We start from the raw sequence: 24,757 nt of genomic DNA, 5'->3' as shown, positions 1-24,757 counted from the left end.
GCTCTACCCGCTGGTGCGGCCTGCTTCAGAAGGGAACCGGCGAAGGCTGGAAGACGGCGGCGACGTCTGATCGGTAGAGCCGACCGTTGGTCGGCTGCCGTTCGCGCGACAGTGCCGCGGGCGGGTTGGATGTGGAGCAGCCGACCAACGGTCGGCTCTACCCGCTGGYGSGGCCTGCTTCAGAAGGGAACCGGCGAAGGCTGGAAGACGGCGGCGACGTCTGATCGGTAGAGCCGACCGTTGGTCGGCTGCCGTTCGCGCGACATTGCAGCGGGCGGTATGGATCTGGAGCAGCCGACCAACGGTCGGCTCTACCCGCTGGCTTGGGCCTGCTTCAGAAGGGAACCGGCGAAGGCTGGAAGACCGCGGCGACGTCTGAATCGGTAGAGCCGACCGTTGGTCGGCTGCCGTTCGCGCGACAGTGCCGCGGGCGGGTTGGATGTGGAGGAGCCGACCAACGGTCGGCTCTACCCGCTGGCGGGGGCCTGCTTCAGAAGGAATCCGGCGAAGGCTGGAAGACAGCGGCGAAGTCTGATCGGTAGAGCCGACCGTTGGTCGGCTGCCGTTCGCGCGACAGTGCCGCGGGCGGGTTGGATGTGGAGCAGCCGACCAACGGTCGGCTCTACCGGGGGATGGATTGAGCTCTGTTAAGGTCTTGGACCTTCCCGTGCCGCTGTCCAACGCCATGCCTCTGTCCGCGTTCCGCATCCAATCCATCCACTTCGACGCCACCCACGTGTACCTGCAGCTGGCAAGCGGCGCGCAGGTGGGTGAGTTCCTCACGCGCAACCCGCGGCTGGAGAAGGCGTCGGCGAAGCAGCGTGCACAGTGGGTGTTGACCGACGACGGCCTCGGCACGAACTGGCCGGCGCTGTCGCCGGCGTCGGCCACCGGCATGGTCTACGTGCTGGACCTGCTGTGGGATGCGCGCTACGAGCACGCGATGCAGCGGCTGCACGCTCTGGACTGGAGACTGGATGCGCTGTCAGCGCAGGACCAGCTGCTGGTGGCGTTGTGGCGGATGGAGGCGGACATCAACAACGGCGGCTTCATGCAGTTCCTGTGCAACTGGGGCGACCCCACCTGCCAGCTGGCCCTGCAGGGGCTGCGTGCCATGGGTGCGGACCAGACCCATGCGGCGCTGGCCGGCATGCGCGGGCTGCTGGATCGTTTTGAGGATGATCCGGCGGTGACCGAGTTGAGCGATCTGTACGAGGCGATGACGCCCGCGGAGCAGGACGCGCTGGAACAGTTCGAAGAGGCGTACTACGCACGCCCCGAGGACCTGGCCAGGCTCGGCGTGCTGCATTTCGGGCCGGAACCGGATGCCGGCCCGCAGCCGTGAGTACGGCCGGTGCCGACCAACGGTCGGTACCTACCGGGGATAGGCCAGCAACACCACCAGGTCATCGTCGCCCACCTGCTGCAGCGCATGCAGGCTGCCGGTGCGGGTCAGCAGCGCGTCGCCTGCCGCCACGTCGTGTTGTTTGCCGTCCAGCACATAGCTGCCACGCCCGCTGACGATGTAGTAGATCTCGTCCTTGTGCTGCGGGTGCAGGCCGATGCCGGCGCCCTTGTGCAGCACGCGCTTGCGCAGCACGAACGGCAGGTCGGTGTCGTCGGCGAAGAACGCATACGCGGTGGTGGGGCCGGCGCCACCATGCGGACCAGGCTGGGTGATCGCGATGTCGCGCTCGTGCACCACGCGCGAGGGTTTGGATGCATCCGCGCCCTGCCCTGCGCTGCGCACGTCGCAATCGATATCGCGTTTCAGCGCGGGTTTCAGCGTGGGCTGCAACGCAACCCAGTCGCGCACCACAAGGCATGCCACGGCATTCGCACCGGCGGTGCTGAAGTGCGTGCCATCGGCCTTGTTCTGCTCGGGCACGAACATGAAATACGGCTTGGCACCCTGCTCGCCCAGCCCGCGGATCCAGCGCGTGGAGCTGTCGTTGAGGTCGATCAGCGCCACCTGCTCGCGCGTGGCCAGCTGCTTCATCGCCTGGGTGTACAGCGCATGGGTGTCCAGCAGTGAGCCGAAGTCGTACAGCAGCCGCGCCACCGGGGTGATCAGCACCGGCGTGGCGCCCTTGTCGCGGGCCAGCTGCACGTAGCGCATGAGGTACTGCGGGTACGCACTGCCGGGTTCGGTGTAGCGCGTGGGGTCTTCGAACTTGGCGTCGTTATGGCCGAACTGGATCAGCAGCACATCGCCGCGCTGGAGCTCGGCGGCGATGGCGTCCAGGCGTTTCTCGTCGATGAAGCTGCGCGTGCTGCGGCCGCCCTTGGCGTGGTTGCGGACCTCCCACACGGTGGGATCGAGATAGGTCTGCAATGCCTGCCCCCAGCCGGCCTGTGGCGCGCGCTCCGGGCCGTACGCGGCGGCGGTGGAATCCCCGGCAATGAAGATGCGGTGTGGCGCGCATAGCGCGCTGGGGGCGGCGAGCAGCAGCGACAGGGACAACAGCAAACGCAGCATGGTCATGCTCCTGGGTGGAGAGCTGCCGGCCAGCGGCCGGGACTACCGGGCAGATGGGGTGCCTGAGAGCTGCCGGCCAGCGGCCGGCACTACCGGGCAGATGGGGTGCCTGAATGACAGATGGGCGCCCAAGGGCGCCCATCGTCTGCCCGCGTGGGCGCATCGTTCGGTGGTGTCGCTTACCGAGCTAGCCAGCCGCCATCAACCGGCAGCACCGCGCCGTTGACGTAATCCGAGGCGCTGGAGGCCAGGAACACGGCGGTGCCGCCGAGGTCTTCCGGGGTACCCCAGCGTGCGGCCGGAATGCGGTCGAGGATGGACTTGTTGCGGTCCTCGTCGGCGCGCAGCGCGGCGGTATTGTCGGTCGCCATGTAGCCCGGGGCGATCGCGTTGACGTTGATGCCCTTGCTGGCCCATTCGTTGGCGAGCAGACGGGTGATGCCGGCGATGCCGCTCTTGCTGGCCGTGTACGACGGCACGCGGATACCGCCCTGGAAGGACAGCATCGAGGCGATGTTGATGATCTTGCCGCGGCCCTGGGCGATGAAATGCCGGCCGGCGGCCTGCGAGATGAAGAACGCGGACTTGATGTTGACGTTCATCACGTCGTCCCAGTCCTGCTCGCTGAAGTCCACCGCGTCGGCGCGGCGGATCAGGCCGGCGTTGTTGACCAGGATATCCAGGCCGCCGAGGCCTTCGATGGTTTCGCGGATGACCCGCTCGACCGGCTCGATGCTGATCAGGTTGGCTTCGATGGCCAGGCAGCGACGGCCCAGCGAAGTGATGGCGGCGATGGTCTCGGTGGGCGGCTGGATGCCGGCCACGGCGACGTCGGCACCGGCCTGCGCCAATGCCACGGCGATGCCCTGCCCCAGGCCGGTGTTGCCACCGGTGACCAGGGCGACCTTGCCTTCCAGACTGAACGGATTAGCCATTGCGTATGCGGTCCTTTTCCAATGCGGCACAGACGCCGCCCGCGCGATGCGGGCGGCGTGCGGGGGTCACTTGAGCTGGCAGATGTCCAGCACGTGCATGTCGGTGTAATCCAGGTTTTCGCCGCCCATCGCCCAGATGAAGGCGTAGTTGCTGGTGCCGGCGCCCATGTGGATCGACCACGGCGGGGACACCACCGCTTCGTTGTTCTGGATGACGATGTGGCGCTGCGCTTCGGGCTCGCCCATGAAGTGGTACACGCGGTCGTTCTGGCCCAGGTCGAAGTAGAAATACACTTCGCTGCGACGGTCGTGCAGGTGCGGCGGCATGGTGTTCCAGACGCTGCCCGGCTTGAGCACGGTCAGGCCCAGCAGCAGCTGCGAGGACTGGCAGGTGGCCGGCACGATGTACTGGTAGATGGTGCGCTCGTTGCTGGTTTCCAGCGCGCCGCGATCCAGGGCCACGGCGTCCTTGATCGACAGCTGCTTGGTTTCAAAGCGCGCATGCGCCGGCGTTGACGCCAGATAGAACTGCGCCGGGGTGGCGGCGTCATCGGAGGCGAACACCACGTCCACGCTGCCCATGGCCACGTACAGGCCGTCCTTCGGGCCGAGCTGGAACACGGTGCCGTCCACGGTGACGGTGCCGCTGCCAGCGCCGACGTTGATGATGCCCAGCTCGCGACGCTCCAGGAACGGATGGCCGGCGGCCGAGGCCGGCTCGGTCTGCTTGGGCAGCGACAGCGGGCCGTTGACCGGGGCCGCACCGCCGAGCACGAAGCGCTCGTAGTGGGTGTACTTCAGCGTCACCGCATCGGCGTTGAACAGGCCGTCGAGCAGGTACAGCTCGCGCAGGTCGTCATTGCTGGCGCCCTTGATGGCGTCGGGATGGGTGGCGTAGTGGGTCTTGCAGTACATGGCGTCTCCAGAGCAGGGGTGGGGCAGCAGGTCGGCCCCGGCGCGATTTGGTCAAAGTGTAGCGACTTGGTAAACCGGTGTCATTTTGCGTTGCACGATAGCGCCGGATGGCCCGGGGCGGGGTCGGGACGGGAGGCGAGACGACAGGGGGGCGACACCTCAGAACAAGGGTGACGACCGAAGAAGCGTCACGACCAACGGTCGTGACCTACCGAGGATTGACCCCTTTGGGGTCAATCCTCGGGCGGTTGGCAGGAGTCGCGCACGATCAGGTGCGGGCGCACGCTGGCGATCTGCAGCGCGGCCTGGCCGTCGGGCTGGATCAGCATGGCCGCGGCGGTACGCCCGGTGTCGCGGGTGTGGCGGCGCACCGAGGTCAGCGACGGCCACAGGCGCGAGGCCAGCGGGCTGTCGTCGTAGCCGATGATCGACAGCTGGCGCGGAATGTTGATGCCCGCGCGCAGGGCGACCTTGTAGATGCCGGCGGCCATTTCATCGTTGCCGGTGAAGATGGCGGTGGGGCGCTGCTTGCCCAGCAGCAGCTTTTCGGCGGCGGCCACGCCCGATTCGAAGGTGTAGCCGGCCTCGACGATGCGCGCCGGGGGCAGCTCGATGCCGCGCTTGGCCAGCGCATCGATGAAGCCGGCGGTGCGCTCGTGCGCCGAACGGTAGGCGCTCGGGCCGGTCACCAGCGCGATGTCGCGGTGGCCCAGCGAGAGCAGGTAGTCGGCGGCTTCGGCGGCGCCGTCGCGGTCGTGGGTGACCACCATCTGCGAGGTGTCGTCCAGCGGCAGCGAGGCGATGCGGGTGAAGCGGACGCCGATCTCATCGAGCATGTCCACCAGCGCCTGGTCTTCCGACGCACGCGGCACCAGGATCACGCCATGCAGCTTCTGCTGCTGCACGAAGCGGCGCACGCCATCGATGTAGCCGGGGCTGCGCGAGTCGCAGGGGTGCACCACCAGTTCGAAACTGGAACCGCGCAGCGCGTCCAGCGCGCCGTACTGCATGTCCACGATGTACTGCGCGGTGGGGTTGTCGTAGACCATGCCGATCAGGAACGAGCGCCGGAAGGCCAGCCCACGCGCCAGCGGGTCGGGCGTGTAGCCCACCTCGCGCATCAATGCTTCCACCTTGTCGCGGGTGTCTTTACGCACCAGCGGCGAGTTGTTGATGATGCGCGAGACGGTCTTCTTGGACACCCCGGACAGGCGCGCGATGTCGTTGATCGTGGCGGCCTTGCCTTTGGTCAATCCGTGCGGCGACGGATCGGTTTTGCTGCGCAATGACATGTCGTTCAAACCGGGGATGAGTCAGGGGATTCTAGCGGGCAGCTCAATCGAGGGCGCGGTAGCGGAAATTGCGGAACTCCACCTTGCCCTGGCCGGCAGCGTACAGGGCCGGCTTCAGGGCCAGGAACTTGCCCGCCACATTGTGATGGTAGCCGGAGACTTCCATCTGAACCGGGTACTTCTGCCAGGTTTTGCCGTCGGTGCTGGAGTGAAGGGTGACGATGTGACGGTTGTTGGTCACCCGCAGCCACAGCGTGCCGCCGGTGGCGCTGGGGGCCAGCCGGGTGGGGCGCTCCTCGCCGTAGCGGTGCATGATGAACTTCTCGCCGTTGCTGCCCACGCCCACGTACAGGCGGTCGCTGTAGTAGAGCAGGGCACCGCCCACCGCGCCCGGGGCGACGTGCATCTCGACCTCGAACTGGTAGGCCGTGTCGCCGGCGATGGCCGTCAGCGGCGAGCTGTCGCGGGGCGTTTCACCCTTGCCCTGCAGCACCAGGCCCTTGCCGGTGAAGTCCAGCCGGGCGTACTCGTCCTGGGCCGGGTTGAAGAACGACCACTGCGGGCCAAGGCGCGTGCCGCGGAAATCGTCGGACAGCGCCATGCCGTGCGGGCCCACCGAGCTGCCCGAGGGCTTGGCCAGCGGCTGCCCGAGGTCGCCGCCCTTGGCCACGAACCAGCCATCGGCGGTCCATTCGATCGGCTCCAGCAGGGCCTGGCGGCCCAGCGTCCAGTACCCGTTCTCGTAGCCGTGGTACATCATCCACCAGCGCCCGTCGGTGCCTTCGATCACCGTGGCGTGGCCGCGCGACCACCACGGCTCGGCGGCCGACCGGGTGCGCATGATCGGGTTGTTGGGGGCATTCACCCACGGGCCGTGGATCGAGCGCGAGCGCGCGGTGATCACCATGTGCCCGGTGGGCGGGCCGGCGGTGCCGCCCACGGCGGTGGTCATGTAGTACCAGCCATCGCGGAAATTGATCTTCGGGCCTTCCTGCGCGTAGGCCTCCACGTCCCAGCTTTCCGGGTACTTCCAGCCGTCGTACACGTGCTTGGGCGTGCCGACCACGCTCAGCCCGTCGTCGGCCAGCTGCACGTAGTCGCCGCCGCTGAGGAACAGGTAGCGCTTGCCGTCTTCGCCCACCGCGTGGCCCGGGTCGATGTAGGCCCCCAGCCCGATGTCGATCGGCTCGCTCCACGGGCCTTTGATGCTGTCGGCCCAGACCACGAAGTTGCTGCGCGTCTCGCCGGTGCGGGCCGGGAAATAGATGTAGTAGCGGCTGCCGTGCTTGACGATGTCCGGCGCCCAGATCGCCCCCACGTTCCTGGTGATGGCATGGCCCAGCGGCTGCCAGTTGACCAGATCGCGCGAGTGCCAGATCGGCAGGCCGGGGTAGGCATCGAACGAGGACAGGGTGAGGTAGTAGTCCTGCCCATCCTTGAGCACCGAGGGGTCCGGCCGGTCGCCGGCGAACACCGGGTTGAGGAAGGTGCCGTTGCCCAGGTCGGCCTGGCGCTGGTTCTCGATCCCGCGCTTCCAGGCGGTGGCAGGCTCGGCGGCGTGGCCGGCGCCTGCCAGCAGCAGGCAGGCGGTGGCGAAGCTGGCCAGGGTCGTCCTCAAACGCATCGTGTGTCTCCTTGAACGTAGCGTGGGCCGGCCGCGCTCAGCGCGCCCCGGTCCCGGCGGTGCGCTGTTGCCAGCGCGGGTAGTCGGTGGTGATCAGGGCCTGCGGCCAGGTGCCGTACCAGTGGTAGCCGGTGCGGCGCTCACGCGGAATCTCTTCGAAGCGGGCCACCCGTTCGCCCTCGCGGTTGGCCAGCAGCACCGAACTGTCCTGCAGGTCGTGGAAGCGCCCCCACAGCAGCGGCGCGCCAGCGTCGGCGACCAGGCGGCGGTCGACGGTGGTGCGATGGAACTGGAACTGCGCCGGGGTCGTCTCGAACGTCTCCAGCCGCCACCCGGTCACTGCGTGCGCCTGGAACCACGCCATGGCGGCGTTGATGGCGGTGACCACCGCCGGCGACGGGTCCGGGATCGACATCAGGTAGCGGACCACGCCGACACTCTCGTCGGTGACCAGCGCCGGCAGTTCGAACTTGCGGCCCTGCGCGGGCAGCAGGGTGGTGCGGTCGTACTGCCCGGCCCAGATGGTCGGCACGCCGTCCTGGCGCACCTGCAGGCGCAGCAGGCAGGCATCCCCGGCGGTCACGGCGGCGTCCACGCGGGCACGCTGATCGGCAGTGATGAAGCCGAACACCGGCTCGCGCAGCACGCGCCGCAGCGTGGTCAGCACGCCACTGGTGACGTCGTCGGCGAAGGTGATGTGGCCGTGGTACGCGGTGCGCGACGGCACCGAATGCGGCCAGCCACCACAGGTGGGAATCTGCTCGGCGAGGATGAAGTCCAGGCCACGCACGGCTGCGTCGCGGTAGCGGGCATCGCCGCTGCGCGCGAAGGCGTCGGCCAGGTAGCTGACCTGGGTGTAGATGTTGCGGTTGTCGAAGCTGCCGCCGGGCGTCGCCTTGTCGGCCAGCACCTGTGCCCTGGCGGCATCATCGAGGATCCGCTGCGGATCCTGGTTGACCGCCCAGCCCCCACCACGCCGCTGCAGCACGACCAGGTTGTCGGCAATCTGCCGGTACTGATCCGGACGATAGCGCGGGTAGTCCGTGCCGTGCCCACTCTGCCAGTGATTGATGCCGTCCTGGAAGCCGCGCAGCGGGATGTCCTGGCCCTGCGCCATCACGGCGCAGGGCAGGGCGATCCACAGCAGGACCGCGAGCCGCCGCACGTTTACGCGCGCAGCAGGGCGGGCAGCCACAGCGACATTTCCGGGAAGAAGGTCACGATCAGCAGTACGCCCAAGGCGGCGAACCAGAATGGCCAGATCGAGCGCATGCTCTCGCCCACGCTGATCTTGCCGATCGCGGTGCCGATGAACAGCACCGAGCCCACCGGCGGCGTCACCAGGCCCAGACCACCGGTCAGCACCAGCACCAGGCCGAAGTGGATCGGATCGATGCCGTAGGCCTTGGCCACCGGCAGGAAGATCGGCGTGCAGATCAGGATCATCGGTGCCAGGTCCATGAAGGTACCCAGCAGCAACAGCATCACCACGATCATCAACAGCACCATGAACTGGCTGTGCGCGAAGGACTGCAGGAAGTTCACCGCGGCCGCGGGCACTTCCAGGTAGGCCAGCAGCCAGCCGAACACCGCGGCGGTGGCGATCACGAACAGGATCACACCGGTGCTGCGCGCCGCATGGGTCACCGTGCCCAGGAACTCGCGCCAGTTGAGCTGGCGGTACAGCACGGTGGTGACCAGCAGGGCGTAGACCACGGCGATGGCCGCGCTTTCCACCGCGGTGAAGATGCCCGCGCGGATACCGATGAAGATCAAGGCGACCAGGCCCAGGCCCGGCAGCGCCGAGACCAGCCGCAGCAGCACCGCGCGCCAGCCCGGGAAGATCTCCACGCCGTAACCGCGGCGGCGTGCCACCATGTAACCGGTGATCATCAGCACGACCGTCATCAGCAGCGCCGGCACGATGCCGGCCGCGAACAGATCCGCGATCGACAGCCCACCGCCGGCTGCGGCCGAGAACAGGATCAGGTTGTGCGACGGCGGCACCAGCAGCGCGACCAGCGCGGCGGTGATGCTTACGTTGACCGCAAAGTCGCGGTCGTAGCCGCGCTTGACCATCTGCGGAATCATCGTGCCGCCCACCGCCGAGACATCGGCGATGGCCGAACCGGACACGCCACCGAAGAACAGCGAGGACAGGATCGACACCTGGCCCAGGCCCCCGCGCATGCGCCCCACCAGCGAGGACGCCAGCGAGATCAGGCGTTCGGAGATGCCGCCGCGCATCATGATTTCACCGGCGAAGATGAACAAGGGAATGGCGATCAGCGAGGCCGAGCCAGTGCCGGCGGAGATCTGCTGGACCAGCACCAGGGTGGGCAGGTCCAGGTACCACAGCGTGGCCAGGGCGGCGGCGGCCAGCGCATAGGCCACCGGCACGCCCAGCAGCAGCAGCACCGCGAAAACGGTAAACAGGATCGTGATACCCATGGCTCAGCGGTCTCCCTCGGCAACGGTGTCGGCGTCGACGGGCAGCACGGCCTGCACCATCTGGTTCACGGCGAAGATCGCCATCAGTGCGCCGCCAATGGACAGCGGCAGGTAGTTGATGCTCTGCGGCAGGTTGGCGCCGGCCGCCTTGATGTCCAGGCCGTCCAGCAGCAGCACCGCGGCCCACCAGGCAATCACGGTACCGAGCACGGCCACCACCAGCGCGGCGAACACGTCCACCGCGCGGCGCAGGCCCGGGCCCATGTGCGCGGCCAGCAGGAAGAAGCCGAAGTGGCGGCGGGTATGCACGCCGGTGGCCGCGCCCAGGCTCATCGCGGTGGCCAGCAGCAGCAGCGTGACCGGCTCGGTCCAGCTGGGCGAATCGTTGATGACGTAGCGTGCGAATACCTGCCAGCCCTGCACCACCACCAGCCCCAGCAGGGCGATGACGGCAATGTAGATCGCCACATCGGCGATGACGTTGAGCAGGCGCTGTGGCGCGCTGACGATGACGGGGGTTTCGGAAGTCGGGTCGGACATCGCGTCGGGGCCTCAGGCGAAGTCGCGGATGCGACGGGTAAGCGCGGCCAGCGCCGGCTGCTGCAGGTACTGCTGCAGCAGCGGATCGGCGGCCTTGCGGAAGGCCGGCATGTCGACGGCGTTGAATTTGATGCCGAAGTCGGCCACGGCCTGGCGGGCGGTGTTCTCCGAGGCATCCCACTGCTGGCGCATCACCGTGACCGACTCACGCGCGGTCTCGATCACCAGCGCGCGGTCGGCCGGGGTGAGCGCCTCCAGGCTCTGCCGCGACATCAGCAGCACGTCCGGCGCGTAGGAATGGTCGCTCTGCGACCAGTAATGCGCGGCCTCGAAATGACGGCTGGAATGGAAGCTGCGCATGTTGTTTTCCGCACCGTCGATCATGTGCGTTTCCATGCCCGAGAAGGTGTCGCCCAGCGACATCGGGGTCGGGTTGGCACCCAGCAGGCGCATCAACTGGATGAAGATGTCCGACGACGCCACGCGCAGCTTCAGGCCGTGCAGGTCCTTGGGCTCCACGATGGGGTGCTTGGTGTTGTAGAAGCAGCGCGCGCCCGAATCGTAGATGGCCAGGCCGACCAGGTCGCGGGTCTCGAAGCCCTTCAGCACGGCGTCGGCCACGCCACCGTCCAGCGCGCGACGCATGTGCGCCACCGACTCGAACACGTAGGGCAGGCACAGCGCCTGGGTCAGCGGAAAGGCGTTGTTGAGTGCACCGGAGTAGACCCGGGTGATGTCGATGGCGCCGAAGCGGGCCATGTCGATCGCCTCGGACTCACGACCGAGCTGGCCGGAGTGGTACTGGCGCAGCTTCAGGCGGCCGCCGGTCTTGTGTTCCAGCTGCTGGCCGATCCACTTCACCGCGGTGACGGTGGGGTAGTCGGCCACATGGACGTCGGTGGCGGTCAGCAGCTGCGCACCGGCCGGCGCGCTACCCGTTGACCGCGAACAGGCCGCCAGCGCGGGCACGGCAAGCGCGCCCAGACCGGTGCCAAGGAAATTTCTGCGAGTGAACATCTGCGCCCTCCCAAGCGGACTGTCCAAGGCTGCGCGGTTACCCGGCAGCGATGGCCCTGCAGGTAATGTCGCCGTAACCGGCGAAACGGATCAGTGCCTGTTGGCCTACGGCAATGTCGTGGATGCCGGTGGCGTTGCCGCTGGCGATCAGGTCGCCGGCCTTCAACGGCCGCCCACGCTGCGCCGACCGGCCCAGGGCGAAGGCATAGGCGGTACGCAGGCCACCAGGCAACAGGGTGGCACCGCCGGTACCGACCACCTCACCGTCGATGCGGGTTTCCGCACGCAGGTCGGCATCGTCCAGGCGGGTCCAGTCGGCGATTTCGGTACCCAGCACCAGGCCGTTGTTGTTGCCGAAATCGGACACCACCACGCGCGGGCCGAGTTTGTTGATGGTGGCCAACGGGCTGCTGGCCACTTCCACGCCGATGAACAGGCGGGCAGCCAGCGCCTCGGCCTCTTCGGGGGTCCAGTGCAGCTTGTCGGCCGGGGCGTCTTCCTGCAGCTGGATCACGTACTCGGCCTCGACCGCGCCGAAGCCGCCGACGAACACCGGAATGTCCACTGTTCCACCGGTAGCATTTTGCAGATTGCGCGAGAAAATCGGGCCCAGCAGGCGGTCATCGCCCGAGGCATCGCGGCGCTCGGCGGCGATGTAGCCCACTTTCCAGCCCACTACCTGGTCGCCCCAAAGCGCGATGGCCTGGTCCTGCACCTGGTAGGCGGTGACCAGGTCGGCGGGGATCGTGCCCGGGAAATCCGGCAGGGATCGGCCTTGTTGGCGGGCGCCGACGAAGTGGCGGGCGATCTCACCCAAACCGTGGTCTGGCAGGTCCTGTTTGCCGTTGTCGTTGCTCAAGCGGGTCTCCCGGAGAAATGTTGCACTGCCAATCGACAGTGGCTGGATGAGCTGTATATGGTAAACCGGTGTCATTGGCAATGTGCAGCGCATCAGAGGCGCCATCGTCAGGCACGATCCGGGGTACGCCCCACTGGAAAGGACCGATGCGGATGCGCCGCCCCCTGTTGCTGCCCTTGTTGATGCTGCTGTTGCTTGCCAGTCCCCTCGCCTTGGCCCGCGCGGCCGAACGTTCTGTGCCGGCCACCGAACCGGCGGCCGGTGCGCCGGATCGCATCGAACTGTGGCCACAGGGCCAGGTCCCCGGTGAGACCGGCCCGGCCAGCGTGCCCAACGTGATCGAACGCAGCACCGACCCGGCGCTGCCGGACCGTTACATCGACAACCTCAGTGCGCCTTACCTGGTGGTGTACCGGCCGGCGCGCCCCAATGGCAGCGCCCTGCTGGTGGTGCCGGGCGGCGGCTACCAGCGCATCGTGCTGGACAAGGAGGGCACCGCCCTGGTGCCGGCGTTTGTCGATGGGGGCGGGGTCACCCTGTTCGTGCTGCGCTATCGGTTGCCCGCCGGCCGCAGCGACCGCCAGGCGGCGCTGGCCGATGCACAGCGCGCGATGCGGGTCATCCGCGCCGGGGCCGCGCGCTGGCAGATTGATCCGCAGCGTATCGGGGTCATGGGCTTCTCGGCCGGTGGGCATGTCGCCGCGCGGCTGAGCAACGGTTTCGATGCACCGGTGTACCCGCACCGCGACGCCATCGATGCGCTCAGCGCGCGACCGGATGTCGCGCTGCTGATCTACCCGGTAATCGACATGGGCAGCCATGCCCATACCGGCTCGCGCTCGCGCCTGCTCGGGCCGTATCCGGACAGCACGCTGCAGCAGCAGTTCTCGATGCAGGAACACGTCCGCGCCGATACCCCGCCCACCTTCCTGGTGCATGCGCAGGACGACACCGTGGTGTCGGTGCACAACAGCCTGGTCTATTACCAGGCGTTGCTGCGGGCCGGCGTGTCCACCGAAATGCACCTGTTCCCGCAGGGCGGCCACGGCTTCGGCGTGCGCATCCCGCCCGGTTTGACCGTTGCGCAGTGGCCCGAGCTGGCCCTGCGCTGGATCCCTTCGCGCCACACGGAGCCCGCGCGCCATGAGTGAGTCCCCCGCCGACCTGCAGCGTCGACGTTTCCTGCGCGACAGCGCGCGCTACGCCCTGATGCTGGGTGCCACCAGCCTGCCCCTGATGCCGGCGTTCGCCGGCGTGCCCGGACCGCGCGATGACGCCGCGCCGCTGGCCCGGGTACGCAGTGGCCGCGTGCGCGGGCAACGGGAGCAGGGGGTGAATGTGTTCCGCGGCATCCCCTATGGGGCCGACACCGCGCCCCGGCGGTTCCAGCCGGCGCTGCCCGAGATGGCCTGGCGTGGCGTGCGCGATGCGCTGGACTACGGCAACGCCGCCCCGCAGACCGGCAAGGAAGGGCCGGGCAGCGAAGACTGCCTCTACCTCAATGTATGGACCCCGGCGCTGCGCGACGGCGGCAAGCGGCCCATCGTGTTCTACATCCATGGCGGCGCCTACAACAACGGCTCCGGCAGCGACCCGCTGTACGACGGCAGCGCGTTGTGCCGGCGTGGCGACGTGGTGGTGGTCACGGTCAACCATCGGCTCAACGTGTTCGGCTATCTGTACCTGGCGCAGCTGGGCGATGCGCGCTTCGCCGACTCGGGCAATGTCGGCCAGCTCGACCTGGTGCAGGCGCTGCACTGGGTGCGCCAGCATGCCGCCGAATTCGGAGGCGATGCAGACAACATCACCGTGGTCGGGCAGTCCGGCGGCGGCGCCAAGATCGCCACGCTGATGGCCATGCCGGCTGCGCGTGGCCTGTTCCAGCGCGCGTGGACCATGAGCGGGCAGCAGGTCACCGCGGCCGGCCCGCGGGCGGCCACCCAGCGCGCGCAGATCGCGATGCAGGCGGTGGGGGCGGCGGATGCCGACGCGTTGCGCACGATGCCGATGGAGGCGCTGCTGGCCGCCACCCGTGCCCGCGACCCGTCGCGCGTGGAGAACAGCAGTCTCTACGTCGGGCCGGTGCTCGACGGGCGTTCGTTGCCGGTGCATCCGTTCTGGCCGGAGGCGCCCGCGCAGTCCTCCGGGATTCCGATGGTGATCGGCAACACCCACGATGAAACCCGCGCCTTCCTCGGCAACGACCCGGCCAATTTCGCGCTCACGTGGGAGACGCTGCCGGCCAAGCTGGAAAAAGAACAGTACGTGGACCTGCTGCCCTCGGTGGTGATCGCCGAGTACCGCCGCCTGTACCCGCACTACACGCCCTCGGAGGTGTTCTTCGCGGCCACCACCGCCGGTCGTTCATGGCGCGGTGCGGTGGAGGAACTGGAGGCGCGCGCGCGCCAGGGCGCCCCCACCTGGGCCTATCAACTCGATTGGGGCTCGCCGCTCGACGGCGGCAGGTTCGGCGCCTTCCACACGCTGGACATCCCGCTGGTGTTCGACACCACCGACCGCCCCGGCTCGCGCACCGGCGACAGCGACGAGGCCACGCGCGTGGCAGCGACGATGAGCGAGGCCTTGATCGCCTTCGCCCGTCATGGCGATCCGAATCATGGCGGACTGCCACGCTGGCAGACCTATTCGCTGGCCCGCCGCGAAACGATGCTGTTCGATGCCACCCCGCAGCTGGCCAACGACCCGCGCGGTGGCGAGCGTCGCCTGTATCAGCAGGCCCCGTTCATCCAGCGCGGTACGTTCTGATGCGCGCGTCGATCTGGCTGCTGGGCAGCCTGCTGTTCGCTGCACTGGGCGCGGCGCACGCGGCCGCGGATCCGGCGGTGCTGGATCGTCCGCCCCCGACGCCGATCCGCGCCAGCAAGATCGTGCTGGTCGGCGATTCCACCACCGCCGTGCAGGGGGGCTGGGGCCCGGCCTTCTGCGCGCGCCACGTGACCTCGTTCCTGACCTGCACCAACCTGGCCCGGGGTGGGCGCAGCACCTACAACTACCGCGCCGAAGGCTCCTGGGCACTGGCCCAGGCGGAGATGCGCACGCCCGGTTACGCGCGCACCTGGGTGCTGGTGCAGTTCGGCCACAACGACCAGCCGGGCAAGCCGGGGCGCTCGACCGACCTGCAGCGCGAGTTCCCGGACAACCTGCGCCGCTACGTGCGCGAGATCCGCGCGGCGGGCGCGCAGCCGGTGCTGGTCACGCCGCTGACCCGCCGCCAGTTCACCGATGGCGTGCTGATCGACGATCTGGCGCCCTGGGCCGAGGCCGTGCGCAGCGTGGCACGCGAGATGGAGGTGCCGCTGGTCGACCTGCACGCCCGCAGCCGTGCGGTGGTGCAGGCGCTGGGCCCGGTGGCGGCCATGCCGCTGGCGCAGGCGGCCGCCGCCCCGGCACAGGTCAGCGCGGCGCTGGGCGGTACGACGGTGGGGGCAGCGCCCGTCGCGGGGGCACCGGCCGCACAGGACAACGCCGTCACCGAGCCGATGGGCCAAGCCAAGGTCGCCTTCGACTACACCCACCTGGGCCCGGACGGCGCGGCGCTGTTTGCCACGCTGGTGACCGAGGAACTGGCCCGGCAGGTGCCGTCCTTGCGGTCGCTGCTGATCCCCTGATCGATAGGCATATCCCACGATTTCCTTCGAATGGATGGGTATTTCGGTGATCGTGGGGCGATTGGATGTGATTCAGATCAAACACGGCATTCACCGCGATGGCCTAGACTCGCGGCATGCAAGACCAACGCAATCCATTCCCGCCGTTCCATGGCCGTGATCGACTGATCGCGGCCATCGACCACGCGGTGCAACACGAGAGCCCGCAGCAGATCGCCGCCACCCTGCGCAGCGCGTTGCGCGAGGCCATCGCCGACAGCCGCATCCAACTGCCTGCCTGCGTGCACCACCCCATCGAAGACCACTACGCCCGCCGCGAGCTGTACCGAAGCGCCGCGCATGGCTACAGCATCGTGGCGATGAGCTGGGGGCCGGGGCAGGGCACGCCGCTGCACGACCACAGCGGGCTGTGGTGCGTGGAAGGGGTGTGGCTGGGTCAGCTGGAAATCACCCAGTACCGGCTGCTCGAACGCGATGGCGAGCGCTTCCGCTTCCGTGCCGAACCGGCGGTGCTGGGCGACTGCGGCAGTGCCGGCAGCCTGATCCCGCCGCACGAGTACCACACCATCCGCAATACCAGCGACGACAGCCTGGCCATCTCGGTGCATGTGTACGAGGGCGAGATGACCCGCAGCGCGATCTTCGAACCCGACGCAGGCGACTGGTACCAGCGCCGCGTGCAGGTGATGGAAACCGACGCGGCCTAGTGCTGCGCTCGACCCGTGGCCTGTGCCGCGCGCATCATCCGGTTCCGCCTTTCGAAGTTCCGCCATGCGTACGTTTCCGTTCCAGCAGGTCAATGTCTTCAGCCAGGATCCCCTGCGGGGCAATCCGCTGGCCGTGGTGCTTGATGCAGAAGGCATCGACGACGCACGCATGGCCGCGTTCGCCCACTGGACCAACCTGAGCGAGACCACCTTCCTGCTTCCGCCGACCGATCCGCAGGCGGACTACCGCGTGCGCATCTTCACCACGCTGGAAGAGCTGCCGTTCGCCGGGCATCCCACCTTGGGCAGCTGCCATGCGTGGTTGGCCCATGGCGGCGTGCCGAAGGGCGCGGAGATCGTGCAGGAGTGCGGGATCGGGCTGCTGCGGATACGGCGCAGCGACGACGGCCTGGCGTTCCTGGCGCCGCCGTTGCTGCGGGGCGAGGCGTTGACGCCGGACCTGCGTGAGCGCCTCCGACGCAGCCTGGGCGTGGCGGCAGAGGACGTGGTGGACGCCCGCTGGGCCGACAACGGCACCGGCTGGCTGGCACTGCGCCTGCGTGATCGTGCCGCGGTGCTGGCGATCCAGCCGGACTATGCGCAGCTGATGGGCCTGAAGGTGGGCGTGTTCGGGCCGTGGCTGGCCAGCGATGGCAGCGAGGCCCAGTACGAGAGCCGTGCCTTCATCGCCGGCGATAGCGCACCGGAGGACCCGGCCACCGGCAGCCTCAATGCCGGCATCGCGCGCTGGCTGCTGGCCACCGGTGAAGCGGCGGACCGCTATGTGATCAGCCAGGGCACGGCGATCGGGCGCGCCGGCCGGTTGCGGGTGGAGCGGATAGGCGATGCGCTGTGGATCGGCGGCGACTGCGTGACCTGCATCGAGGGCCAGGTCACGCTGTGATCGGCGGCCGAAGCCGCCATGCGTGGCAGGGCGCTACCGGTCGAGCGTCACCACGTTGTTGCGCTGGGTCACTTCCGCCGCACCGTCGGCCTGCATCACGCGCACGCGCAGGCCACCGCGCTCCCCGGCCGGCAGCGGCAGGCTGACGGTCGTCGTCTTCGGCAGCAGGTCGCTCGGTGCGGGCAGGCTCGGAATCTCGACCCGGGCCAGCTCGCGGCCCTTGGCGTCTTCCAGCACCGCCACGCCCGCGCCGGTGGCCACGTGGCCCAGGCTGTGCACGGTCACGTGCAGCTGTTGCCCGTCCACACGCACATCGCCGCGCCCGATGCCCAGGTCCGCACGCTGTTCGACCGGCGTGCCGGCCTGCACCAGCGTGAACTCGAACACCTGGCTCTGGCCCGGCACGAACCGCAGCGTGGTCGAGGCACTGCGCTCCAGGGTGAGATCGCGCGTGGTCACCTTGCCGTCGATGGTGTCATCGCCGTTGCGGTCCACGCCGCTGGTCATCCGCCATTGCCCGGCGGTGACGTTCCAGGTGCTCATCTCCGCATCCACTGCGCGCTTGCCCAGGTTGTAGGCGATCACCTTGAAGCGGTCCGGCGAGGGTGCATGCACCAGCAGCGCGACCTGCTCGGCAGCCTGCGGCTGGGCGAAGCGCCAGCTCACGGTGTGGCCCGGCCAGCTCTGGTTGCGCTTGAGCGCGATGCCACCCAGGCGTGCACGCTGCAGGAATTCGCTTGGCGCTTCGACACGGTCGGACCACCAGTGGCCTTCGGTGTTCATGTATTCGCGCTGCGCCTTGGCCTGGATGCCATCGGCGTGCAGCGCTTCCAGGTACTTCTTGTCGCCGGTAGCCTGCCACGCCATCAGGCTGGCGAAGCCGGTGCTGCCACCGTCGGCGTCGCTGATGAAGCGCGGGTTCCACTCGGCCCCGCGCCCGAGTGCTTCCACGTAGTTCTCGCCCAGGTTGGACAGCGCCCCCGGGCCACCGCGCTCGACGCGGTAGTCCAGCGCCTTGAGGTATTTGTCGTCGCCGGTCCAGCGCCATGCCGCCCAGAAGGTATGCATGATGTCGCCGCTGCCCGAGCCGTTGTTGAGCTCGCCGCCACGGGTCTTGCCGGTGGCCCAGTGGATCTCGTTCGGCAGCGCCCAGCGGCCCTTGTCGTCGGTGTAGGCGTGGGCCAGATAGCTGTCGGCCAGCCCGGTGACCAGCTTGCGGCCGGTCGGATCGGCGTTGTACTGGCCGATCAGGAAGGCCGGGTGCAGCACCGGGAAGGAATACGGCTTCTGCCATTGCCAGTTCGGTTCGCGGTACACCTTGTTGCCGCCGAACCAGTTACTGGAGAACAGCAGGTGCCCCTGCGGGTTGGGCAGGATGATGCGCTCGTCGAAGGCCTTCACCGTTTCCATCAGCCGCTCGACGGTGAGCGGATCGCCCCAGTTGAGGTAAAGCATCGCGCTGTTGGTGTTGATGCCTTCCTCGTAGGCATGCAGCTCGTCGGTCTCGATGGTGCTCAGGCCGTTGCTGAACATGCCATTGCGGTACACCGCATCGGACAACGCGGTCAGCGAGGCATTGAGCTTGTCCGGCTGCACGCCCATCAGCGCAAGGCCGGGCCACTGCTGGGTCAGGTCGGAGTCGTCGGAGATGCCGCCGCCGAAATCACCGTAGGCGATCTGGCGGTTGTCGATCCACCAGTCGATGAAGCGGCGCACGTACTTGAGGTCTTCGGTCTGCGCGAACGCCCACTGCGGCACGCCCTTGGGCGCCTGCGGCTGGGTGAACGGCGGTTTGCCCTGACTGTTGTAGCTGATGTAGTTCCAGTACAGGCGGCCGTTGACGTGGTCCGGGTCGACCCGCAACAGGTCGCTGAGGTCGGCGTAGACGCGCGCGTACAGGCGCTGCCGCTTGGACGTGGTGTGTTCTTCGACCAGGAAGCCCCAGTTGTCACGCACCTGGTTGAAACGGTCGGCGATGTGCTCCTTCTTCGCCTCCTCGCGGTCCTTGTAGACCATGCGGATCTCCGCCCCGTCCAGCGACGCGGCGTTGAACCCCGGTGCGGCCGAGGCGATGGAGATCCACAGGCTGTCGGCGGTGAGGATGCGGTCGCGCAGATCCAGCCACAGGGTGCGCTTCTGGCCCGGTTTGACCGACACCGACACGTCGATCATGTCGCGCGCCGGCCAGATCGGGTCCTTGATGCGGATGTTGAGCGGGATCAGCCCGTCGTGGGTGGCGGGCAGGTCCAGCGCGGGCAGGTCGATGGCCACGCCGTCCAGGCCATCGTGCATGTTCTCCCAGCTGTGTGCCCAGCTGCGGATCAGCGGCTGCGCGGCCGGTGCGTCGCTGACGCCGGAGGGAATGAGCACGTGCACGATCGGCAGCGGCTGCGCGGGCAGCGTGTCGGCGGCACGCCTGCGTGCGCCGGCACCCTTGGGCAGCGCCATCACCGTGCTGCGTTCGGCGGCCGGGTAGCGGCCATCAATGTAGTCGCGCAATGCGGCGATGTTGGTGTAGTCCGGCAGCGCCTGGCTGTCGATCAGGTAACGCTGCTTTACCGTGCCGTCCGGCTCGGCCGCGTCGCTGACCTGGTAGGCCCAGATTTCCTGGATCGGCGTTTCCTGTTCGGTATTGCGGAAGTGCAGTACCCCGCCGGTCTGGGCGGCAATGGCATTCACGCTGCGCACCACGCCCTGCGGGCGCTGGAACAGGGTCTGCGGCGGCTGGTCATCGGCGCTGTGGCTGAGCCCGCCGAACGCGGCGCCACGCACTTCGATGCGGTTGACGGTCTCACCGGCCGGCAGGGTCAGGTCCAGCTGCTGGCCGCCCTCGACGTAGGTGTTCCAGTCGGGCAGCTGGAAGTAGTCGTTGCGGCCGGGCAGGCGCGAGCGGTTGTACACGCCCGGCCAGGTGGTTTCGGCGATGCCGTCGGTCGCCTTCCACATCCACTGTTTGTGGTCCTTGGTATCGGCGAACTCGACCTTGCGGATCGTCGTGGTGGCGGTGGTCAGCGCCGGCGGCGGGGTGGCGTCCCAGCCATGGCGGTGGCGCCAGGCGCGCATCGGCTCCGGTACGGCCACGGCGGTGGCGGGCGCGGCATTGCGCGCCAGGGCGGCCATGCCGGCCGGATCGAGCAGGCGGTCGTAGACGCGGATCTCGTCGAAGTCGCTGCCGCGCAGGAAGTTGTAGCGGCTCTGCACCTGGTAGGGCGCCATCACGCGCGCGGCCAGGCCGAGCTGATCGAGTGCGGCATCGTAGTCGGCGGTGGTCTCCTGGCGGGCCACCTCCTTGCCGTCCACGTACAGGCGCACGCCGTGGTTTTCGTCCCAGCCGAAGGCGATGTGCTGCCACTGCTGCGGCGAGGGGTTCTGGTCGAGCTTGAACGACACGCGCGTGCGCGCCAGGTTGGCATCGGTGACGAACGCATCGAAGCCGTGGCCGTTCCAATCGATGCGCAGCCACGCCATGTCCCAGCTGCTGTGGTCGGCATAGCCGACCCGGAAGATCACGAACGGTGCGTCGCCCACCGCGTAGCGGGACCGCCAGAAGAAGCCCAGCGTGCCGCGCTGGGCCTGGATGTTGCCCGGCGCGTTCCACGACAACACGCCATCATCCGCCCATTCGATCGCGCTGCCATGCGCACCGTTCGGCACCCGCTTCACCTTGTCCACGAAGTTCGGTACCGGATCGCCTGCGGCGGTGTCGGCCTGCAGGCCCTGGTCGGCCGAGACGTGGAACAGCAGCTGCGGGGCGGTCTGCGCCCAGGCGGTGCCACTGCCCGCAAGCAGCAGGGCCAGCAGGCTGGCCGACAGGCGGGAGGGACGGATCAAGGGGGCGACAGGGCGATGCATGGGACCTTCCTTTCGACAGCAGAAACAGTACAGCGGAACCACCAGCAGGCGTCAGCGGCTCACGGTGGCCTCCCGCCCCCGCACCGCGCCCGCCATCCCGGAGAGAAGGACGGGGATGGGCGCGATACAGGTGGCGGCAGGCGCAGCACGGTCAGAACTTGTAGCGCAGGCCGAGGTAGTACTGCCGCCCGGTATGCGTGTAGCGGTCCGGCAGCGACAACGCCGAATCGACATAACGCTCATCGGCGGTGTCGAGCAGGTTGATCGCCTCGAAGGTCAGCGAGAGGTTCTTGTTGACCTTGTAAGACATGTTGAAGTCCACGTTCTCCACGCTGTACTTGCCCTGCACATCGGCGGTGGCGAGCTGCTTGCCATCCAGGTCCCACACGTTTTCCTGCGACAGGATGGTGCTGATGTACGCGTCGCGGTAGCTGGTGGAGACGCGGGCACTGAAGCGGCCATCGTCGTAGTACAGGGTGGCGTTGTACGAGTTCGGTGACAGGTTCAGCAGGTCGTTCTCGGTGTAGGTGGTGACGATGGTGCTGCCGGTGCCCGAGCTGAACATGTATTTGATCTTCGACTCGACGTGCGTGTAGTTGAGCTGCACGCCGAAGTTGCGCCAGAAGCCGGGCAGGAAGCTGAAGGGTTGCTGGTAGGACACTTCATAGCCCTTGAGCGGGCCGCCGGGCGTGTTGAAGTAGCTCTGCACGTTGAACACGGTGTCCGGGCTGAAACCGGTCGGCAGCAGATCCAGCGAATAGCCCATGTCCGCCCAGGTGGTCATCAGGCGGGTGCGCTGCACGTAGCTGTCGATGTCCTTGTAGAACACCGCCGCCGACAGCAGCGCGCCTTCGTCGAAGTACCACTCCGCGCTGAGGTCGTAGTTGGTCGAACGGAACGGATCCAGCTTGGGGTTGCCCAGGTTGATCGAGTACGCGCGGTCATCGTCGAAATACGCCGTGGGCCCACCACTGACGCTCGGCGACAGGTTGGACAGGGTCGGGCGGGCCATGGTCTTGGCCGCGCCGAAGCGCAGCACGAAGGTGTCGGTCAGGTCCCAGGCCAGGTTCAACGAGGGCAGCCAGTCGTCGTACTTGTGGCCGACCCGGGTACCGACCTGCAGGCGCTCGCCGGGGTCGGCGGTGGCGCTGGCCACCCCGAAGAACGGTGCGCAGGCCGAGGACAGATCGTTGGCGTTGGTGGCGGTACACGGCGCATAGCCATCGGCGGTGATGCGGGTCTGCACGTAGCGCACGCCCAGGTTGCCGCGGAACGCGCGGCCCAGCAGGTCGGTGTTGAAGTCCAGCTGCAGGTAGCTGCCGTAGCTCTTCTCGTTGACGTCGAAGTTGTTGTTGGACGCGCCGAAGTGACCGACGCTGGCCAGTCGGTAGTCGCCGCCCAGGGTGCCGGTGTTGCAGTTGCAGTAGATGTCCAGCAGGTTGGCGATCTGCTTGAAGTCCGGCACCAGCCACGCGTTGGGCAGGCTGCCGTCCATGCCCTTGCCGAAGCCGCTCAGCGAGCTGCTGAGGTCACCCACGGTGACCCCGTCGGGCAGCGCCTGCGACAGGCGCCCGTAACTGATGTTGCGGTACTCCTGCGTGCTCATGTCGTAGTCCTTGTAGGCCAGACCGCCGCGCAGGGTGAAGGTGGGATTGATGACGAAGGTGAGGTCCACCTTGGCCGTGTCGAACGCGTTGTCGACGTACTGCGGGTTCAAACGCACTTCGCTGATGTTGCCGCCGCGCGCGGTGCCGTTGGCATTGACCGGCGTGCTGCCGTAGCCCAGCCACTTCCAGTTGTCCACGGCGCTGAGGTCGAACGGGAACGACATCGCCGGCACCTTGCCGTTGCGCATGTCCAGCACGAAGCCGTCCAGGTTGCTGTTGTCGAAGCTGACCATCGAGAACACCGGCCGTTCGTAGTTCGACTCGGAATGCCCGATCACCGCGTCCAGCCGCACCGCGTCGTTGAAGCGGTGCTCCAGGTTCAGGCTGAACTGTTTGAACTCGGTGCTTTCTTCGATCGCGGTGGATTCGGTGCGGAAGTCCACGTTGTCGAACACGCCGTAGGTGAGGCGGTTCTGCGCATCGGCCTGCGCCTCGCGGACCACGATCTGGGTCTTGCCGCCGTACTGCGCGGTGCGGTGCAGGTTGGCGCCGATGGAGTCTTCGCGCACGTCCTTGTCGAGCTTGGAATACAGCACGTCCAGGTTCAACTGGGTGTCGTCGCTGACCTTGAACTGCAGCGCGCCGGTGACGCCCAGGCGCTCGATCTCGTGTTCGGTGCGGACGTAGCGCGGGTAGCGCGGGATCCACGCGTTGGTCGCGGTCTCGTAGGCGGCGATGTTCTCGGCCGTGGCGGCGGGCCGGTCCAGGCCGGGGCCGCAGTGGGTGGCATCGATACCGTAGCTGCCCCAGCCGTTGCTGCGCGCCTGGTTGGCGGCGCTGCCCACACCGGCGGCGGTTTCATTGGCCAGCGGATTGCGCGGGGTCTGCGGGTCGTAGCCGGCCGGGCTGCAGAAGCCGTAGGTGCCGTTGTTGGCCGCGGTGCTCTGGTTGGAGTTGCGGTAGTTGCCGTGCTCCCAGCGGACCGGGTTGTAGCCTTCCTCGAAGATGGTGCGCTTGCTGTAGGCCACCGACATCAGCGCGCCGACCCGGCCGTCGGCCCAGGTGTTGCTGATCAGCCCGGAGATGCGCGGGTCTTTGTTCTTGGAGAGCTCGTTGTAACCGTACTGGCCGCCGAGCGATGCCTGAAAGCCCTCGAAGTCGAACGGGCGCGAACCGCGCAGGTCGACCGTAGCGCCCAGCGAGCCTTCGTCTGTCTGCGCCGACTGGGTCTTGTTGATCTTGACCCGGCTGAAGAGTTCGGAGGCAAAGGTGTTGAAGTCGAAACCGCGGCTTCGGTTGACCCCGGTGGTGCCGCTGCCGGCGGTGGAGAGTGCTTCCAGGCCGTTGATGCGCACGCGGGTGAAGTCCGAGCCCAGGCCGCGCACGGAGATCTGCTGGCCTTCGCCGCCTTCGCGGTCGATCGACACGCCGGCAATGCGCTGCATCGACTCGGCCAGGTTCAGATCGGGGAACTTGCCGATGTCTTCGGCGTAGATCGCATCCACCTGCTCGACGCTGTAGCGCTTTTCATCCAGCGACTGCTGCAGGCTTTCGCGGTAGGTGGCTTTGACCTCCACCTTGTCCAGGTCCACCGCGTTGAGTGCGGCCGCCGCTTCCGGCGTCTGCTGGGCCGCGGCGATGCCAGCGGTACCCTGCAGGGCGAATGCAATGGCGACCGCAAGCACGGTAACCGGTGTCTTTTTACAGGAGAACGGTCGATCCATCGTGTGTTTCCTTCCAAGGTGCGCCGCCATGCGAGCGTGATGGTGATGAGTCATGGACGTCCGGCCTCCCCCGGAGCGTCTGTCGCGCATGTGCCGCTGTGACACCGTTGGTCATCCGAAACGTAACAAACCCTTCACGCGGCGGCATCTTGCGCCGCAGCAGCGTGCCTGCAGTGACGGGTGTGGATGGCAACGACGGCGGCGCGCGCAGCCGGCGGCGTG

The 24,757-nt window shown here is 67.9% G+C and carries 18 protein-coding genes; 6 read left to right on the top strand and 12 right to left on the bottom strand.

Annotated features, from left to right (window positions below; all coding sequences use genetic code 11):
• Positions 1–667: 667 nt before the first annotated feature.
• The gene (locus AC1DCJ_RS17730; protein WP_478071554.1) at positions 668–1,345 is read left to right on the top strand and encodes a DMP19 family protein; all 678 of its coding nucleotides are present in this window, start codon (positions 668–670) and stop codon (positions 1,343–1,345) included.
• Positions 1,346–1,375: 30 nt separating this feature from the next.
• On the opposite strand, the gene AC1DCJ_RS17725 is transcribed toward AC1DCJ_RS17730, so the two are convergent.
• From AC1DCJ_RS17725 to AC1DCJ_RS17680, 10 genes are all read right to left on the bottom strand, one after another.
• Positions 1,376–2,479, bottom strand: coding sequence for a GDSL-type esterase/lipase family protein (locus AC1DCJ_RS17725; protein ID WP_478071553.1), 1,104 nt, complete (start codon positions 2,477–2,479; stop codon positions 1,376–1,378).
• A 179-nt stretch (positions 2,480–2,658) separates the two neighbouring features.
• Positions 2,659–3,414 carry a 2-dehydro-3-deoxy-D-gluconate 5-dehydrogenase KduD gene (gene kduD / locus AC1DCJ_RS17720; protein ID WP_038691455.1) on the bottom strand — a complete coding sequence of 252 codons (756 nt, stop codon included), beginning with the start codon at positions 3,412–3,414 and terminating at the stop codon, positions 2,659–2,661.
• A 66-nt stretch (positions 3,415–3,480) separates the two neighbouring features.
• Positions 3,481–4,329 carry a 5-dehydro-4-deoxy-D-glucuronate isomerase gene (gene kduI / locus AC1DCJ_RS17715; RefSeq protein ID WP_141059009.1) on the bottom strand — a complete coding sequence of 283 codons (849 nt, stop codon included), beginning with the start codon at positions 4,327–4,329 and terminating at the stop codon, positions 3,481–3,483.
• 233 nt (positions 4,330–4,562) lie between these two features.
• On the bottom strand, positions 4,563–5,621 hold the full coding sequence (locus AC1DCJ_RS17710; protein ID WP_051599021.1) for a LacI family DNA-binding transcriptional regulator: 1,059 nt from the start codon (positions 5,619–5,621) through the stop codon (positions 4,563–4,565).
• A 43-nt stretch (positions 5,622–5,664) separates the two neighbouring features.
• Positions 5,665–7,245 carry a family 43 glycosylhydrolase gene (locus AC1DCJ_RS17705; RefSeq protein ID WP_478071552.1) on the bottom strand — a complete coding sequence of 527 codons (1,581 nt, stop codon included), beginning with the start codon at positions 7,243–7,245 and terminating at the stop codon, positions 5,665–5,667.
• A 37-nt stretch (positions 7,246–7,282) separates the two neighbouring features.
• Positions 7,283–8,440 carry a pectate lyase gene (pelA, locus tag AC1DCJ_RS17700; protein ID WP_478071551.1) on the bottom strand — a complete coding sequence of 386 codons (1,158 nt, stop codon included), beginning with the start codon at positions 8,438–8,440 and terminating at the stop codon, positions 7,283–7,285.
• Positions 8,413–9,696, bottom strand: a complete 1,284-nt coding sequence (locus AC1DCJ_RS17695; RefSeq protein ID WP_137191446.1) for a TRAP transporter large permease — start codon at positions 9,694–9,696, stop codon at positions 8,413–8,415. The genes pelA and AC1DCJ_RS17695 overlap by 28 nt, the downstream gene beginning before the upstream one ends.
• A gap of 3 nt (positions 9,697–9,699) precedes the next feature.
• Positions 9,700–10,236: a TRAP transporter small permease gene (locus tag AC1DCJ_RS17690; RefSeq protein ID WP_137191447.1), complete on the bottom strand. Its 537-nt coding sequence runs from the start codon at positions 10,234–10,236 to the stop codon at positions 9,700–9,702.
• A 12-nt stretch (positions 10,237–10,248) separates the two neighbouring features.
• Positions 10,249–11,253, bottom strand: a complete 1,005-nt coding sequence (locus AC1DCJ_RS17685; RefSeq protein ID WP_478071550.1) for a TRAP transporter substrate-binding protein — start codon at positions 11,251–11,253, stop codon at positions 10,249–10,251.
• Positions 11,254–11,290: 37 nt separating this feature from the next.
• Entirely contained in the window at positions 11,291–12,112 is an 822-nt protein-coding gene (locus tag AC1DCJ_RS17680; protein WP_137191449.1) for a 2-keto-4-pentenoate hydratase, read from the bottom strand.
• Between the two features lie 152 nt (positions 12,113–12,264).
• On the opposite strand from AC1DCJ_RS17680, the gene AC1DCJ_RS17675 reads away from it, so the two are divergent.
• From AC1DCJ_RS17675 to AC1DCJ_RS17655, 5 genes are all read left to right on the top strand, one after another.
• Positions 12,265–13,263, top strand: coding sequence for an alpha/beta hydrolase (locus AC1DCJ_RS17675; RefSeq protein ID WP_478071549.1), 999 nt, complete (start codon positions 12,265–12,267; stop codon positions 13,261–13,263).
• The gene (locus AC1DCJ_RS17670) at positions 13,256–14,878 is read left to right on the top strand and encodes a carboxylesterase/lipase family protein (protein WP_478071548.1); all 1,623 of its coding nucleotides are present in this window, start codon (positions 13,256–13,258) and stop codon (positions 14,876–14,878) included. The genes AC1DCJ_RS17675 and AC1DCJ_RS17670 overlap by 8 nt, the downstream gene beginning before the upstream one ends.
• Positions 14,878–15,741: a rhamnogalacturonan acetylesterase gene (locus AC1DCJ_RS17665; protein WP_478071547.1), complete on the top strand. Its 864-nt coding sequence runs from the start codon at positions 14,878–14,880 to the stop codon at positions 15,739–15,741. Before AC1DCJ_RS17670 ends, AC1DCJ_RS17665 begins: the two co-directional genes overlap by 1 nt.
• Positions 15,742–15,857: 116 nt before the next feature.
• On the top strand, positions 15,858–16,448 hold the full coding sequence (locus tag AC1DCJ_RS17660; RefSeq protein WP_137191452.1) for a cysteine dioxygenase family protein: 591 nt from the start codon (positions 15,858–15,860) through the stop codon (positions 16,446–16,448).
• Positions 16,449–16,512: 64 nt separating this feature from the next.
• Positions 16,513–17,352 carry a PhzF family phenazine biosynthesis protein gene (locus AC1DCJ_RS17655; RefSeq protein WP_478071546.1) on the top strand — a complete coding sequence of 280 codons (840 nt, stop codon included), beginning with the start codon at positions 16,513–16,515 and terminating at the stop codon, positions 17,350–17,352.
• Positions 17,353–17,385: 33 nt separating this feature from the next.
• Here the strand turns inward: AC1DCJ_RS17655 and AC1DCJ_RS17650 are convergent, their stop codons facing one another.
• Positions 17,386–21,204, bottom strand: a complete 3,819-nt coding sequence (locus tag AC1DCJ_RS17650) for a LamG-like jellyroll fold domain-containing protein (RefSeq protein WP_478071545.1) — start codon at positions 21,202–21,204, stop codon at positions 17,386–17,388.
• Positions 21,205–21,355: 151 nt separating this feature from the next.
• The gene (locus tag AC1DCJ_RS17645) at positions 21,356–24,535 is read right to left on the bottom strand and encodes a TonB-dependent receptor (protein ID WP_478071544.1); all 3,180 of its coding nucleotides are present in this window, start codon (positions 24,533–24,535) and stop codon (positions 21,356–21,358) included.
• Between the last annotated feature and the right edge of the window lie 222 nt (positions 24,536–24,757).

The sequence above is a fragment of the Stenotrophomonas sp. 10N36 genome (genome assembly GCF_056395005.1).
Note: the sequence above shows the minus strand (reverse complement) of the source record. Positions and strands in the feature narration are given on the sequence as shown.

Excerpts from the sequence above, each read along its gene's own strand:
- AC1DCJ_RS17725 (WP_478071553.1), bottom strand. The coding sequence starts at position 2,479 with ATGCTGCGTTTGCTGTTGTCCCTGTCGCTGCTGCTCGCCGCCCCCAGC.
- kduD (WP_038691455.1), bottom strand. The coding sequence starts at position 3,414 with ATGGCTAATCCGTTCAGTCTGGAAGGCAAGGTCGCCCTGGTCACCGGT.
- kduI (WP_141059009.1), bottom strand. The coding sequence starts at position 4,329 with ATGTACTGCAAGACCCACTACGCCACCCATCCCGACGCCATCAAGGGC.
- AC1DCJ_RS17710 (WP_051599021.1), bottom strand. The coding sequence starts at position 5,621 with ATGTCATTGCGCAGCAAAACCGATCCGTCGCCGCACGGATTGACCAAA.
- AC1DCJ_RS17705 (WP_478071552.1), bottom strand. The coding sequence starts at position 7,245 with ATGCGTTTGAGGACGACCCTGGCCAGCTTCGCCACCGCCTGCCTGCTG.
- AC1DCJ_RS17695 (WP_137191446.1), bottom strand. The coding sequence starts at position 9,696 with ATGGGTATCACGATCCTGTTTACCGTTTTCGCGGTGCTGCTGCTGCTG.
- AC1DCJ_RS17690 (WP_137191447.1), bottom strand. The coding sequence starts at position 10,236 with ATGTCCGACCCGACTTCCGAAACCCCCGTCATCGTCAGCGCGCCACAG.
- AC1DCJ_RS17685 (WP_478071550.1), bottom strand. The coding sequence starts at position 11,253 with ATGTTCACTCGCAGAAATTTCCTTGGCACCGGTCTGGGCGCGCTTGCC.
- AC1DCJ_RS17675 (WP_478071549.1), top strand. The coding sequence starts at position 12,265 with ATGCGCCGCCCCCTGTTGCTGCCCTTGTTGATGCTGCTGTTGCTTGCC.
- AC1DCJ_RS17670 (WP_478071548.1), top strand. The coding sequence starts at position 13,256 with ATGAGTGAGTCCCCCGCCGACCTGCAGCGTCGACGTTTCCTGCGCGAC.
- AC1DCJ_RS17665 (WP_478071547.1), top strand. The coding sequence starts at position 14,878 with ATGCGCGCGTCGATCTGGCTGCTGGGCAGCCTGCTGTTCGCTGCACTG.
- AC1DCJ_RS17660 (WP_137191452.1), top strand. The coding sequence starts at position 15,858 with ATGCAAGACCAACGCAATCCATTCCCGCCGTTCCATGGCCGTGATCGA.
- AC1DCJ_RS17655 (WP_478071546.1), top strand. The coding sequence starts at position 16,513 with ATGCGTACGTTTCCGTTCCAGCAGGTCAATGTCTTCAGCCAGGATCCC.
- AC1DCJ_RS17650 (WP_478071545.1), bottom strand. The coding sequence starts at position 21,204 with ATGCATCGCCCTGTCGCCCCCTTGATCCGTCCCTCCCGCCTGTCGGCC.
- AC1DCJ_RS17645 (WP_478071544.1), bottom strand. The coding sequence starts at position 24,535 with ATGGATCGACCGTTCTCCTGTAAAAAGACACCGGTTACCGTGCTTGCG.